Raw genomic sequence first — 14,814 nt, forward strand, 5'->3', positions numbered from 1 at the left:
AGACAGCAATGCAAATTTTTTATGATAAAGACTGCGACTTATCTATCATCCAAGGTAAAAAAGTAGCGATCATTGGTTATGGTTCACAAGGTCATGCTCACGCGCAAAACCTTCAAGATTCAGGTGTAGACGTTACTGTTGGTTTACGTGCTGGTTCTACTTCTTGGAAAAAAGCTGAAAATGCAGGCCTTAAAGTTGCTGAAGTTCCAGCTGCTGTTGCTCAAGCTGATTTAGTGATGATCTTGACACCAGATGAGTTTCAATCACAGCTTTATCGTGACGTGATCGAACCAAACATCAAAGAAGGTGCGACTTTAGCATTTGCACATGGTTTCGCTGTACTTTATAACCAAGTTGTTCCACGTAAAGATTTAGACGTGATCATGGTTGCACCAAAAGCACCAGGTCATACTGTACGTTCAGAATTCCAACGTGGTTCAGGTGTACCTGATCTTATCGCGATTCATCAAGATGCTTCTGGTAATGCACGTAACGTTGCACTTTCTTATGCTTCAGGTGTAGGTGGTGGTCGTACAGGTATCATCGAAACTTCATTCCGTGAAGAAACTGAAACTGACTTATTTGGTGAGCAAGCAGTACTTTGTGGTGGTGCTGTTGAATTGGTTAAAATGGGTTATGAAACGCTTGTTGAAGCGGGTTATGCACCTGAAATGGCTTATTTCGAATGCTTGCACGAACTTAAATTAATCGTTGATTTAATGTTTGAAGGCGGTATTGCGGACATGAACTATTCAGTATCTAACAATGCTGAATATGGTGAATATGTGACTGGCGTTGAAGTGATCAACGAGCAATCACGTGAAGCGATGCGTAATGCACTTAAACGTATCCAATCAGGTGAATATGCGAAGATGTTCATCCAAGAAGGTGCATTGAACTATCCATCTATGACAGCTCGTCGCCGTCAAAACGCAGCTCACGGTATTGAAGTGACTGGCGGTAAATTACGCGCGATGATGCCTTGGATTCAAGCCAACAAAATCGTAGATAAAGAAAAGAACTAATTTTTAGTTTTTATCAAAGCCCACTCTTTTGAGTGGGTTTTTTTATGCTATATTTTAGCTAAAGTTAATAATAAAGCAGAAAGCAACATGACATTAAAAGCATATTTCGCTATCGCCAGTCTGCTTGGCTGTTGTGCTATATATCCAGTATATGCACAGAACGCGAGCGTTGATAATCCTATGCAAAAGTCTAGGCAGAATCATAATCAGCTTCAAAATACGCAAAATAAATTACTCGATGAAAAGATTGCGTACAATGCTTTAGAAAAAGCCAAGCAGTCTTTAAATGTGGGTCATCCACAACAGGCCATCGCGGCATTACAGACTGCAATTCAGTATTTTGAAAAATACCAAAACAGTAGTCAAGACACACTCTATGCTGCCAACGGAACAGCTGAAACCTTGCTATACCTGACACTTGATATGGGAAAGCAAAAAAATATTCGAGTTTTTTCAGGTTGTTGGGCGGACTTATACTTTCAAGCCGCTTATGCCTTTATTGAAATGAATGATCTAAAGAATGCTCAAGTGAAGTTAAAAAGTGCTTTAACGCTATCACCTTTTAATAGTGAGTATTTAAAAGAGGCAGGGTTTATTCAGCAAGCACAAAAACAGTGGCAAGCGTCATTGGAAAGTTTTAAAACTGCTGAACAGTATCTGTATTTGCTTGAGCCTGAAGAAAAAAGATTGGCGATTCAACAGAGTGTAAGACGTAGTTTAGGGGTGAGTTTGATTGAATTAAATCAACTGGATGAAGCTACTCAATATTTTAATAAAGTTTTAAAGGTTGATCCCTCGGATGCAAAAGCGCGTAATGAATTAAACTACATTGAGGAGTTAAAGAAAAAAGGTCATGTTGCCAAGCAGCCAATTGGTCGCGTCTAAATCGCGTTTTTTAAAATCATCTTTTAGGGTAGCAATTTTTAACTAATAAAAATTTATTTTGTGATAAATTACACATTATTGATTCTGGTTAAACGTGGTATTCAAGCATGAAATCTAAACTTCTCATCGCAATGACGACTTTGTCTATTTCATGCTTTAGTTTTGCTGAAACGCAACCCACTTCGACCAATACCGCACTAAAGCCTTTTAGTGGCGTACGCGTATCGATGCAACGTATGCTTAAGTCGAGCGAAGGTCGATACTTTATGAACCTTTATGCGGGGATTGCCCATCCGCACGGTGTGCTGACGGATTTAATGGATGGTACAACAACAGATTTTAAAGGGACACAAAAAGCTGATCAGTTGGATTTAAAGTCGATCACTGCTCAATCAGATCCTTTGGCAAATGGTAGTGATCAATTAACTGGTTTATTAAATGCAAATACAGGCGTGTTTAAAGCATCATTGTTAAAGAAACCAAATACAGCTTGGCAGTCGATACAGTTTGAGCCTGCTTTTAAAGTCAGCAATAAACCCGTTTTTATCTTTAAATTTTATGGTCAAGATGATGCCAATAGCCCTTATGGAAAAACCTTAAAACGTGTTGATGTGTTAAATAAAACCAACAATACAGTGGTACAGAGCTTGACAGGTTTTACTGGTTATCCAAACAGCATTGGCTATATGGATATAAATTTTGATGGTTATTATGATGTCATTGTGTCGGACTTGTCGCAAGGTCGTACAGTCGATGATAAGCGCTATATTTACTGGATGTATAATCCAAAAACACAACAATTTCAACGTTCTCCGCAGCTTGAAAAAATTGTTGGTTTCCCAAGTTTACATGGTGAAAAACAACAAATTGATTTTGGTAATGGACAGCTTTATCAAGTTCAGAATGGTTTGTTAAATCGTATTTCTGATGAAAATTGAAATGGTCAAAAAACTGTCATTAAATAATCATTAAAATGTCAAAAACTTAGCCTAATCTATTCAAAAATGAAGAGATTAGGTATCGTATGAATAAACCGTACGCGAACACCTTGCAATTTAAACAACAAGATTTTCCCGATAACTTTAAATTTTATTTTAATCCAAACAAGAAAAAAATCGATACGAATAAAGACCATCTTATTCGTGACTTATCCCGACCTCGACTGAAAATTGCAATCGTGACTGAAACATGGCCACCAGAAATCAATGGTGTTGCTTTGTCTTTGATGCAACTGTGTAAAGGCTTGCAAAATCAAGGTCATAAAATATTACTGATTCGCCCTGCACAGAAGACCCAATGTCAAGACTTTAGCCCGAATAAAGAGTGCTTGGTGACTGGGCAATCAATTCCGAAATATCCAGACATGAAGTTTGGCTGGCCCCAATTTCTAAAAGTCTCTCAAGCGATTACGGCATTTTCACCTGATGTGGTACATATCGTGACTGAAGGGCCTTTAGGCTTTACTGCGCTGCATGCGGCAAAGACACGACGAATTCCGGTATCAAGTGGTTTTCATTCACAATTCCAAGAATTTAGCCGTTTCTTTGATTTAGCATTCTTGGTCAAACCAATTCAAAGTTATTTGAGATGGTTCCATAACGCAACGCAACTGACCTGTGTGCCAAGCCGTGATACAGAGCAGGCATTACGTGAGTTTGGTGTGACCTGTCCATTGGTTGTAGTCGGGCGAGGAATTGATACAGAACGCTTTTCATCACAACGCTACTCCGAACAGTTGAGACAACAGTGGGGTGCAGATGAAGACACCACAGTCTTGATCTATGTTGGGCGTTTGTCTTCTGAAAAAGAAGTCAATGTGGTGATTGATGCCTATTCTGAACTGCGGCAACAAGCACAACGAAAAGTAAAGTTGGTGCTGGTAGGGCATGGTCCAGATCGTGGTCGTTTAGAAAAAATGCCGGGTGCTGAACATGTGATTTTTATGGGTAGTCTAACTGGCACACAACTTGCTGAAGCCTATGCGAGTGCAAATGTTTTTGTTTTTGCAAGTCAGGTAGAAACCTTTGGGAATGTCGTTATCGAAGCGATGGCGAGTGGTTTACCGATTATTGCTTATGACTATGCCTGCGCTCAACTTCATGGCAGACATGCTCAGAATGGCTGGTTATGTCCAATTGGAGACATCAAGCAATTCACTCAACATGTATTAGATATTCCAGATAACAGCACACTCAAACGTTTCGGGCAACAAGCGATGCATGATGTGCAAAGCATTGGATGGCAACATCCCGTACAACAATTCGAAGAAGCACTATACCAGGTAACGCAGTATGCAAAACGACTGACCTAGTTCATCTCAAATAATGAGAGGAGAGTGGAAAATGAATTTTAAAAATACCAAAATAAAAATGCTCGATCTCGACCTTAGAGGTTGTTTATATCTCAATAATTTATCGCATACCCAAAGTATTGCGACGTTCTTTAAAACTGTGAGCCGTTTGGGAGATGGTCCTTTCTGGTGCGCAATGTTGGTTCTGATTTGGCTACAAAAGAGCTGGATCTATGGTCTGCAACTTCTCTATGTCGTTGTTATGGGTCTTTTAGGAACAGGAATTTATAAGTTCTTAAAACACAAAACAGTGAGACCACGACCTTATCAAGTTCATCAAGTCATTATTCTGGGTGAACGACCATTGGATCATTTTAGCTTTCCGTCAGGTCATACGTTACATGCGGTCATGGTCACTATTGTCTTTGGCTATATTCAACCAGTTATGTTGTTCATTATGATGCCTTTTACCATTCTTGTGGCGTTATCTCGGATGGTTTTGGGTCTGCATTATCCAAGCGATGTCATTGTTGGCGCACTGATTGGTGCAAGTGTCGCGAGTTTGATTGTGTTAAGCGCACCATATTTAGGAGTGATGTTATGATGGTTTACTTACTGCTGGTCTGTAATTTTATTTTTAAAGAATCTGATGATTTTGATCATCAAGGTTTTAACTTTGAATAATTGGCTCAATTCAATCCGTCTTGTAAATTAAACGCTTGAATCCGTGGTGAATCTTGTAAATGTCTAGAATGATTTATTTCTGAATGAATTGAGATTTGATACAGTAGCAGAATTAAATTGAGCAAAGGAAGACCTGATATGGGCTTACGTTGGACAGATACAATTGATATCGCAATTGAACTCAGTGAAGTGCATCCAGATGTGGATCCACAATGGGTGCGTTTTACCGATATGCATGCATGGATTTGTGCATTGCCAGAATTTAGTGATGATCCAACCAAATCGACTGAAGGTCTGCTAGAAGCCATTCAAATGGCATGGATTGATGAAGCGAATTAATGGCTTGAGATGTTGCTGAATGATGCTAAACGTCACAGCGCATCGAAAAATCCAAATTTTTTACAGATTAAAAGCAGAAAATTGTTCATTATTCGGTATAATGCGCCCAAATTTTCGTGTCAATTTGACTAAAGGAGCCACTCATGGCTATTGAACGTACTTTATCTATCGTAAAACCAGATGCAGTTGCTAAAAACCACATTGGTGACATCTTTGCTCGTTTCGAAAAAGCTGGTCTTAAAATCGTTGCGACTAAAATGAAACACCTTTCTAAAGCAGAAGCTGAAGGTTTCTATGCTGAGCATAAAGAACGTGGTTTCTTTGGTGACCTTGTTGCATTCATGACTTCTGGTCCAGTTGTAGTATCTGTTCTTGAAGGTGAAAACGCAGTTCTTGCTCACCGTGAAATTCTTGGTGCTACAAACCCTAAAGAGGCTGCTCCTGGTACAATCCGTGCAGATTTCGCTGTAAGCATCGATGAAAATGCTGCGCATGGTTCTGACTCAGTTGCATCTGCTGACCGTGAAGTAAATTACTTCTTCGCTCAAACTGAAGTTTGCCCACGTACTCGTTAATTCGACGTATCTAGGGTCTCTTTTTCTACACGAATAAATCTCCGATTTATGAATTGATAACAGACCCGAAACCAGATAGGTGATATACTACTTGTCTGGTTTTTTTATTTTTGTTGCTTTATTTGGCTAAATATTGGTCAATATGTTTTATTACTACGGCATGATTTAGGTAATCCCCATGAATTCTGAAGTTGTCGCTTCATCGTTAAATCTAGATGAACAGCAGCCTGCATCATCAAAATCTGTACAGGCTGATCGTATTCAGACTGCAAATGTGCAGAAAGTGAATTTACTTGGCATGTCACGTCCGCAATTGGAAAAATTCTTCGAAGAAATCGGCGAGAAAAAATTCCGTGCTGGGCAGGTAATGAAATGGATGCATCAATTTTTTATCACTGATTTTGCTGAAATGACCAATATTTCAGGGAAGTTGCGTGAAAAACTAGAAAGAATTTGTGAAATCAAAGCGCCAGAAGTGGTGCATCGTAACTATTCGAAAGATGGAACTCGTAAGTGGGTATTCCGTGTTGGTGATGGTGCGGGCTCTTTGGTTGAAACGGTATTGATTCCAGCAGAAGATAAAACAGGCTCACGTAAAACACTGTGTATTTCATCACAAGTGGGTTGTGCTTTAGATTGCTCATTCTGTTCAACAGGAAAGCAAGGTTTTCAGCGTGATTTAACCCCTGACGAGATTATTGGACAGTTATGGGTGGCCAACTATTCTTATATGGAAGACGTACCTGTTGCTGAACGTGAGCGCTCGGTGACTAATGTGGTGATGATGGGAATGGGTGAGCCATTACTCAACTATGATGCTGTATTAAGCTCAATGAATATCATGTTAGATGATTTTGCTTATGGCATGTCTAAACGTCGCGTTACATTATCAACCTCAGGTGTTGTACCGAAAATTGACCAATTGGCACAAGATATAGATGTGGCTTTGGCGATTTCTTTACATGCGCCAAATGATGAGTTACGTAATGAATTGGTGCCGATTAATAAAAAATATCCATTAGCACAATTGATTGCTGCATGTCAGCGCTATATTGCCAAAGATGGTAATGAAAGCTCTCGTAAACATGTCACTATTGAATATGTGATGTTGGAAGGGGTGAATGATCATCCTGAACATGCACAACAAATGATTAAGTTACTGAAAAACTTACCAAGTAAAATTAATTTAATTCCATTTAATCCATTTCCGCATGCGCCGTATGGCCGTTCAAGTCGAAATCGTATTATTTCTTTCCAAAAAACTTTGTCTGATGCAGGTTTTGTGTGTACGATTCGTCAGACACGTGGTGATGATATTGATGCAGCATGTGGGCAGTTGGTGGGGCAAGTGGCAGATCGTACCCGTCGTGCAGAGCAGTGGAAAAAGAAAGTTGCTGAACGTGGTGAGATTATCCGTTCATAAGCTTAAAGATTTGTAGACATACATTTATATCAACAAATAATCAGGGGCTGACTTTGAGAAAATCGATGTATCAAAAAGCAGTTGTAATATTGGCAATTGGTTTATCTGCATTGGTCGTACAGGGTTGTCAAACGACAAATTCAGACACAATAATAAAAAAAGATCCTGAAAAAGCCGTTAAAGTACGTACTCAGCTTGCTGCTGAATATATTCGTACAGGTGATTTAGATGCTGCAAAACGCGCACTAGACCAAGCTTTAGAAACTGATTCACGTGATTCTGCGGCAAATATGATGATGGGTGTCTTACTGCAACAAGAAGGCAGTAAGATCAGTATGGAAAAAGCAGACGGCTATTTTAAGCGTGCAATTTCCAGTGACTCAAAAAATGCACAAGCTCGTAATAATTATGGAACATATTTATTTGTTACTGAGCGCTATAATGACGCGATTGAACAATTGAGTATAGCTGGTGCTGCGCTTGGTTATGATCAGCGTTACAAGGCTTTAGAAAATTTAGGTCGGGTTTACTTAAAAGTCGGTGATGTGGCAAATGCTGAAAAAGCATTCAAACAAGCTTTACAAGTCAATCGCGATTCGATTATTTCTCTGGTAGAGTTATCAGAAATTTTCTATTTGCAACAAAAAAGTGCGCAAGCAAGTCAACTCTATGAGCAATATGTTCGTTTAGTAGGTCAGGACAAACAGGGTGCGAGAGCGCTTTGGATTGGTTTACGTATTGCACGTGCCAATAATGATCAGATGGGAATGCAAGTGTTGGTCAATCAACTGCGTGCATTGTTCCCGGACAGTAAAGAATATCAACGTTATCTGCAATTACAGTACAGTACTGAGGCCGTATGGAAGTAAATCCTAATTCACAGCAACCTACAGGTTCAAACGTAGCATCTAATGGCTTAGGAAATGTTCAACGTCCAGGTGAGTACTTGCGTCAAATTCGAGTCTCCAAAAACCTAGACATTCAAGATGTTGCAAACGAACTAAAAATGCCTGTAAAAACCTTACAAGCATTGGAACAAGATGAATATAAGTCTTTGCCAGAAGCAACCTTTATTAAAGGTTATTATCGTTCATATGCCAAGTTTCTAGGTGTTGATGCAACGGTAGTCATTCAACGCTTTGATGAAATTTATCAAAATGATACTGGACTTTTGCCAAATCACGCCTTGAACAACTCCCCAATCAAGATTATGGGGAAATTGCCTGGATCAAACAGTGATCGTAATAAAAAATGGTTAAAGCGAATTTTAATTGCCATTGTTGCGCTTGCGGTGATTTGGGCTGTGATTGCTGGAATTCAAAAAATGACATCGGGTAAAAGCGCTGATGTCGATGCCAAACCACAAGCCTCAGAAGTAGAAGTGTTGAATTTAAACAATGCAACTGCGACTTCAGGTGACCAAATGGTATTGAATTTCAGTCATCCAACTTCTGTACATATTGTAGATAGTACAGGAAAAGTTTTGGCGACTGGTCGCCAGTCGGCTGCTTTAACCGTTAATGGCCAATCACCATTCCAAATTCGTCTCGATGATGCAACTGCTGTGTCATTAAGCCTTAATAATGAACAGATTTCATTGTCTCCATATACAGTGAACGGAAAAGCAGAATTCCGTTTGTCACGTTAATGGGCAAGAGTAGATAAGATCATGATTGAGAATCCAATCAAGCGCCGTCCTACACGCAAAATACGTGTGGGTTCAGTGTATGTCGGTGGTGATGCACCGATCAGTATTCAAAGTATGACCAATACTGAAACCTGTGATGTCGATGCAACAGTCGCGCAGATTCAACGCTGTGCAGATGTCGGTGCGGACATTATGCGGGTATCGGTACCGACTATGGAAGCTGCTGAAGCTTTTGGCGAAATTCGTAAACGTGTTACGGTACCATTGGTTGCAGATATTCATTTCGATTATAAAATCGCATTGAAAGTTGCAGACATGGGTGCAGACTGTTTGCGGATCAACCCCGGGAATATTGGTTCTGAAGCCAAGATTCGTGAAGTGGTTGCTGCTGCACGTCATCACGATATTTCTATGCGTATTGGTGTCAATGCTGGATCTTTAGAAAAAGATATCCAAAAGAAATATGGTGAGCCGACAGGTCAGGCATTACTTGAATCTGCAATGCGTCATATCGATATATTGGATCGTTTAAACTTTCACGAGTTTAAAATTTCAGTAAAAGCATCAAATGTATTTTTAACAATGGATGCTTATCGTTTATTATCTGCACAAATTGATAATCCATTACATTTAGGTGTAACGGAAGCTGGGATCTATCGTACGGGTTCTGTGAAATCTGCGATTGCTTTAGGTGGCTTGCTGTTGGATGGCATTGGTGACACCATGCGTATTTCATTGGCGGCTGAGCCTGAAGAAGAAGTAAAAATTGGTTTTGATATTTTAAAATCCCTGAGCCTTCGTTCAAATGGGATTAACTTTATTGCTTGTCCAAGCTGTTCACGTCAGGAATTTAACGTGATCAAAGTGATGCAGGCTTTAGAGGAGCGTTTAGAAGATATTCGTACACCAATGGATGTGTCTGTCATTGGTTGTAAAGTCAACGGTCCGGGTGAAGCAAAAGAAGCTGATATTGGTATAGTCGGTGCAAGTCCGCGCTCACTCGTGTATCGTAATGGTGAAAAGAGTCACTTAATAGATACAAATCAGTTGGTTGATGAAATCGAAAGCATGGTTCGTCAACGTGTTCAAGAGCTTGAAAAAGCTAAAGCTAAAGAGATTATTCGTAGTTCATCATGAGTTCAATTGTCGCAATTAAAGGTTTTAATGACTTTCTTCCATCGCAAACACCTGCGTGGAGACGTCTTGAGCAGCATTTAGCATCACTTATGGATGCATACGGTTATCAGCAAATCCGTTTGCCGGTGGTTGAACATACCAATTTGTTTAAGCGTTCAATTGGTGATGCAACTGATATCGTCGAAAAAGAAATGTATACCTTCTTCGATAAGGGTAATCCGCCTGAATCTTTAACTTTGCGTCCAGAAGGCACAGCAGGTTGTGTACGTGCAATGTTGGAACATAACTTACTCCGTGGTGCAAATCCACGTGTTTGGTATGTTGGACCAATGTTCCGCTATGAAAAACCGCAAAAAGGTCGTTATCGCCAGTTTCACCAATTTGGTGTAGAAACTTTTGGTGTAGCGACACCTGATCAAGATGCTGAACTGATTCTCATGACTGCGCGTTTATGGAAACGCATGGGTGTTGCAGATAAAGTTCAACTTGAGCTAAATACCTTGGGCGAGTCTGATGAACGTGCAGAGTATCGTGCTGCATTGGTTGAATTTCTTACAGCGCATCACGCTGATTTGGATGAAGATTCGCAACGTCGTTTAACCACCAATCCATTGCGAATTTTAGATTCGAAAGATGCACGAACTCAGCAAATTCTTGAAAATGCACCTAAGTTGCATGATTTCTTAAAAGAAGACAGCTTGAATCATTTTGCTCAATTGCAACAGTATTTAACTGATGCAGGTATTGAGTTTGTCATCAATCAAAAACTAGTCCGTGGTTTAGACTATTACAACAAAACTGTTTTTGAATGGACAACGACACATTTAGGTTCTCAAGGAACGGTGTGTGCGGGTGGTCGTTATGATGGTTTGGTTGGACAGCTGAAAGGTAAGCCTGATCAATCTGTACCAGCAGTTGGTTTTGCCATGGGCATGGAACGTTTATTATTGCTTCTTGAACAAGTTGAAGACAATACACCTGTGCGTGAATGTGAGTTATTCTTGCTATCGGATCCTGCAACACAAGGTCAGGCTTTGGTATTGGCTGAACAAATTCGTGATCAACTTGAAGCTGTAAATAGTACAATTCGTTTGAAAACAGGTTCACAGGGTTCAATGAAGAGTCAAATGAAGAAGGCAGACCAATCGGGTGCCATCTATGCTTTGATCTTTGGTGAGCGTGAGGCTGTAGCGCAGCAAGTTTTAGTCAAAGAACTTGCGACAGCAGAACAATATGAAATTAAGGCCACTGAAATTGTGCCTTTTTTCATTGAAAAATTTTCGTCAAAATAAGCCGATAATCATAAGGAAAAGGGGAGTCAAATGAGTGCAATGACTGATGATGAGCAACTGGATAGTGTGAAGTCATTTTTTAAGAAATATGGCTCGGCTATGGTGACAGGTGTCCTCATTGCATTGATTGCCTTTTTCGGTTGGGAATATTGGCAAAAGAAAACTTTGGCTGAAAATCAAAATGAAACAGCCAAAGTCCAACAATTGATGGATGAAGCGCGAGCAGCTAATGGTGATGCTAAAGTCACTGCTGCCTTAGTCGCGTCAGCAGATAAAATTGTCAAAGACAATCCAGATTCTGTTCATGCAATTCAAGCACAAATTGTCATGGCAAAAGTTGCCTATGATAAAAATGACTATGCATTGGCTGAGCGTGAACTGAAAAAAGTTGAAAATTCTAAAATTAAAGACGCTGGTTTGTTACAAGTTGTAAAAATCAAACTTGCCGATGCACAATTGGCGCAAAAGAAGTTTGATGAAGCCTTGAAAACCTTGTCAGCTGTGAATGATCCTGCTTTTCAGGCAAGTGCTGATGAGTTAAAAGGTGATATTTATGTGGCAAAAAATGACACTGAAAATGCAAAAAAATCGTATCAAGCAGCATGGAATGCGGTCGTTGAGCGTAAACAAGAACGTCAAATTTTACAAATTAAACTCGAAAGTGTTGGCGTATTAGTAGAAGATCCTGATCTTGAACGCCCAATCTTAGCAACACAAGTGGATGAGTCTTAATGGATAGAAATTTTAAAATACCTTTTGCTTTAGCAATCTTATCAATCGCTTTAATCGGCTGTTCAAGTAATAAGACGAAAGAAGTGAAGATTAAGCCTAATCCACTGCCTAAAGTTGCACAAGCTTCGAGTTTGGTTCAAGTATTTTCGACCAGTGTCTCTTCGACCAGCAGTGAAGATGCATTACGTCTACGTTTAGATACAGACAATGGTGTTGTGTTTGCTTTAGATCCAAAAGGCGAAGTGGCTGCCTATAAAGGCAAACAGCGCTTATGGAATGCTAAAGTTACCAAAGATGGCTTAAGTTCTGGTGTTGAAGCAGCAGATGGTGTGGTGATTGTTGGTAATCAAAAAGGACATGTTTTTGCATTAGACCAAGCGACGGGTGCAACCAAATGGTCTGCGCAATTGTCAGGTGCAATTATCAGTTCTGCTTTGATTCAATCTGGTCGCGTGATTGTGGTTGCAAATGACGGTACGGTTTATGCCTTAGATGTTGCGACAGGTCAGCAAGCGTGGACTTATAAGTTACCAAGCGCTTCATTTAGCTTAAGAGGCCAAGCAACTCCAGTTAGTTTAGATCCACGTACCGTGCTTATCGGCACTTCTACTGGCTATATTTTTGCAATAGATAGCCTTGCAGGTGTACCGCGTTTGCAACGTCGTGTTGCGGTATCTGAAGGTCGTTCTGATATTCAGCGCTTGATTGATGTGGACAGTGAGCCTGTCGTTTCAGGACAATATGTGGTTACGACGAGTTTCCAAGGTCAAGTCACTGTTCTAGATTTGGCTTCACAACGCGTTTTGTGGAGTGAAAATTCAAGCAGTATCAACCGTCCAGAAGTGACCGATGGTAAAGTCATCGTATCGCAAACCGATGGTCAAATTATTGCGTATGACTTGATTACAGGTCAGCAGCTTTGGAAAAATGAGCAACTGCTCAACCGTAACTTAAGCAACCCTGTATTGCTTGGTTCAAATCTTGTTGTGGGTGATTTAGATGGTTATTTACATCAAATTGATCCAAATACAGGAACAACGTTAGGTCGTGCTAAAACCAGTGGTGAAGTACGTACTTTGAGAGTGATTGATAATCAAGTTTATGTTTCGACACGCAAAGGTGCAATGAGTATCTGGCAAAGTCGTTAACAGTTAATCAACAGACACGATTAGGATTCTCTATTTTTTTAGTCTTGTGTTAAAATAGAGCAATCCGTATGAATTCCATACACGGGGTGATTGAAAATCAATACCCCGTGTTTTTATTTTAGGTTTTTCCTATTCTTCTTCCTATACATTTCTGATGTTCAGACCAGTCATACTGGCTGATCTTGAATAAAGGTTATTTTATGAAACCCGTAATTGCGCTCATTGGTCGTCCAAACGTCGGCAAATCAACGTTATTCAACCAGATTACCAAGAGCCGTGATGCACTCGTTGCTGATTTTGCTGGTCTTACCCGAGATCGTAAATATGGTGATGCAACTTATGAAAATAAATCGTTCATTGTCGTCGATACTGGGGGTATTGGTGAAAATGAAGGTGGTATCGACTCATATATGGCAGAGCAATCAAAAACTGCGATTAATGAAGCCGATATTATTGTTTTTGTTGTCGATGCTCGCGCTGGGTTACTGGCTTCTGATGAGCAGATTGCCCGTGAGTTGCGTACACTTGGTAAAAAGGTTTACTTGGTTGCCAACAAAGTCGATGGTGTACATGCTGAAGCTGCATTAGTTGAATTTTATAAACTTGGTATGGGTGAACCCTTACAAGTTGCGGCGAGTCATGGTCGTGGTGTTCAACAAATGCTTGAGGATATCTTGGTGGATGTCCCTGAAGATGAAAATCCAGAAGAACACGATAAGGCAACAGGTTTACGCTTAGCAATTATTGGTCGTCCAAATGTAGGTAAATCTACTTTGGTTAACCGTTTGTTAGGTGAAGATCGCGTTGTTGCATTTGATCAACCGGGTACAACCCGTGACTCGATTTATATTCCGTTTGAGCGTGATGGTCGTCAATATACCTTGATCGACACAGCGGGTGTACGTCGTAAAGGTAAAGTTGATGAAATGATTGAGAAATTCTCAATCGTTAAAACGCTACAAGCGATTAAAGATGCACATGTCATTGTGGTGGTTTTAGATGCACGTGAAGGTGTGGTTGAACAAGATCTACATTTGATCGGTTATGCACTCGAAGCTGGTCGTGCCATGGTGATCGCCATTAACAAATGGGACAACATGACAGAGTATGATCGCAAACAATGTAAATTGGATGTTGATCGTCGTTTTGACTTCATTCCTTGGGCAAAAGTGCATTTGATTTCTGCTTTGCATGGAACAGGTGTCGGTGAGATGTATCCAACTATTCACCGTGCTTATGATTCATCACACTTAAAAGTTTCACCTGCAAAATTAACTCAGATTTTGAATGATGCAACTGAAGCACATCAACCGCCAATGATCAGTGGTAAACGTATTAAAATGCGTTATGCCCACATGGGTGGACAAAACCCACCAACGATTGTGATTCATGGTAATAAGGTGGATAAGACACCTGCGGACTACCGTCGTTATTTAGAAAATGTCTTCCGTAAAGTGTATAATCTTGAAGGTACACCAGTTCGCGTTGACTTTAAAACTGCTGAAAATCCATTTGAAGGCCGTAAATCTCAAATTGATGAGCGTGTTGCAGCACGTCGTCGTCGTTATGTACAGAAATTTAAAAAGGCTGAAAAGAAATTTAGAAGCTAAATTTAGCGTTGAACACATCAAAACCC

The 14,814-nt window shown here is 40.1% G+C and carries 15 protein-coding genes; all 15 read left to right on the forward strand.

The annotated features are described in order from the left end of the window. Positions 1-8: 8 nt before the first annotated feature. The 15 genes from ilvC (at position 9) to der (ending at position 14,788) form a co-directional block, all read left to right on the forward strand. On the forward strand, positions 9-1,025 hold the full coding sequence (ilvC, locus tag CQZ96_RS16250; protein WP_004725869.1) for a ketol-acid reductoisomerase: 1,017 nt from the start codon (positions 9-11) through the stop codon (positions 1,023-1,025). An 87-nt stretch (positions 1,026-1,112) separates the two neighbouring features. Then, positions 1,113-1,910: a hypothetical protein gene (locus CQZ96_RS16255; protein WP_228722727.1), complete on the forward strand. Its 798-nt coding sequence runs from the start codon at positions 1,113-1,115 to the stop codon at positions 1,908-1,910. 107 nt (positions 1,911-2,017) lie between these two features. Beyond that, on the forward strand, positions 2,018-2,848 hold the full coding sequence (locus tag CQZ96_RS16260) for an XAC2610-related protein (protein WP_105714394.1): 831 nt from the start codon (positions 2,018-2,020) through the stop codon (positions 2,846-2,848). An 86-nt stretch (positions 2,849-2,934) separates the two neighbouring features. Next, positions 2,935-4,221 (forward strand): glycosyltransferase family 4 protein, encoded by a 1,287-nt coding sequence (locus CQZ96_RS16265; RefSeq protein WP_096735176.1) that lies wholly within the window; start codon positions 2,935-2,937, stop codon positions 4,219-4,221. A 31-nt stretch (positions 4,222-4,252) separates the two neighbouring features. Further along, on the forward strand, positions 4,253-4,804 hold the full coding sequence (locus CQZ96_RS16270) for a phosphatase PAP2 family protein (protein WP_004725875.1): 552 nt from the start codon (positions 4,253-4,255) through the stop codon (positions 4,802-4,804). A 218-nt stretch (positions 4,805-5,022) separates the two neighbouring features. After that, the gene (gene iscX / locus CQZ96_RS16275; RefSeq protein ID WP_105714393.1) at positions 5,023-5,223 is read left to right on the forward strand and encodes a Fe-S cluster assembly protein IscX; all 201 of its coding nucleotides are present in this window, start codon (positions 5,023-5,025) and stop codon (positions 5,221-5,223) included. Between the two features lie 143 nt (positions 5,224-5,366). Next, entirely contained in the window at positions 5,367-5,798 is a 432-nt protein-coding gene (gene ndk, locus CQZ96_RS16280; protein WP_004725878.1) for a nucleoside-diphosphate kinase, read from the forward strand. A 178-nt stretch (positions 5,799-5,976) separates the two neighbouring features. Further along, entirely contained in the window at positions 5,977-7,221 is a 1,245-nt protein-coding gene (gene rlmN, locus CQZ96_RS16285) for a 23S rRNA (adenine(2503)-C(2))-methyltransferase RlmN (protein ID WP_105714392.1), read from the forward strand. Positions 7,222-7,286: 65 nt separating this feature from the next. Continuing rightward, positions 7,287-8,090, forward strand: a complete 804-nt coding sequence (gene pilW / locus CQZ96_RS16290; RefSeq protein ID WP_004725881.1) for a type IV pilus biogenesis/stability protein PilW — start codon at positions 7,287-7,289, stop codon at positions 8,088-8,090. After that, positions 8,081-8,869, forward strand: a complete 789-nt coding sequence (locus CQZ96_RS16295; RefSeq protein ID WP_004725882.1) for a helix-turn-helix domain-containing protein — start codon at positions 8,081-8,083, stop codon at positions 8,867-8,869. Before pilW ends, CQZ96_RS16295 begins: the two co-directional genes overlap by 10 nt. Positions 8,870-8,890: 21 nt before the next feature. After that, entirely contained in the window at positions 8,891-10,006 is a 1,116-nt protein-coding gene (gene ispG, locus CQZ96_RS16300) for a flavodoxin-dependent (E)-4-hydroxy-3-methylbut-2-enyl-diphosphate synthase (RefSeq protein ID WP_004725885.1), read from the forward strand. Continuing rightward, positions 10,003-11,298, forward strand: coding sequence for a histidine--tRNA ligase (gene hisS, locus CQZ96_RS16305; protein ID WP_034612341.1), 1,296 nt, complete (start codon positions 10,003-10,005; stop codon positions 11,296-11,298). Before ispG ends, hisS begins: the two co-directional genes overlap by 4 nt. Before the next feature lie 30 nt (positions 11,299-11,328). Continuing rightward, positions 11,329-12,030 (forward strand): YfgM family protein, encoded by a 702-nt coding sequence (locus CQZ96_RS16310; RefSeq protein ID WP_004816992.1) that lies wholly within the window; start codon positions 11,329-11,331, stop codon positions 12,028-12,030. Beyond that, positions 12,030-13,178, forward strand: coding sequence for an outer membrane protein assembly factor BamB (gene bamB / locus CQZ96_RS16315; RefSeq protein ID WP_004725891.1), 1,149 nt, complete (start codon positions 12,030-12,032; stop codon positions 13,176-13,178). The genes CQZ96_RS16310 and bamB overlap by 1 nt, the downstream gene beginning before the upstream one ends. Before the next feature lie 200 nt (positions 13,179-13,378). Beyond that, positions 13,379-14,788 (forward strand): ribosome biogenesis GTPase Der, encoded by a 1,410-nt coding sequence (gene der, locus CQZ96_RS16320; protein WP_004725892.1) that lies wholly within the window; start codon positions 13,379-13,381, stop codon positions 14,786-14,788. The last annotated feature ends 26 nt before the right edge of the window (positions 14,789-14,814 follow it).

It is taken from the genome of Acinetobacter sp. MYb10 (assembly GCF_002980175.2).
Classification (GTDB): Bacteria; Pseudomonadota; Gammaproteobacteria; order Pseudomonadales; family Moraxellaceae; genus Acinetobacter; species Acinetobacter guillouiae.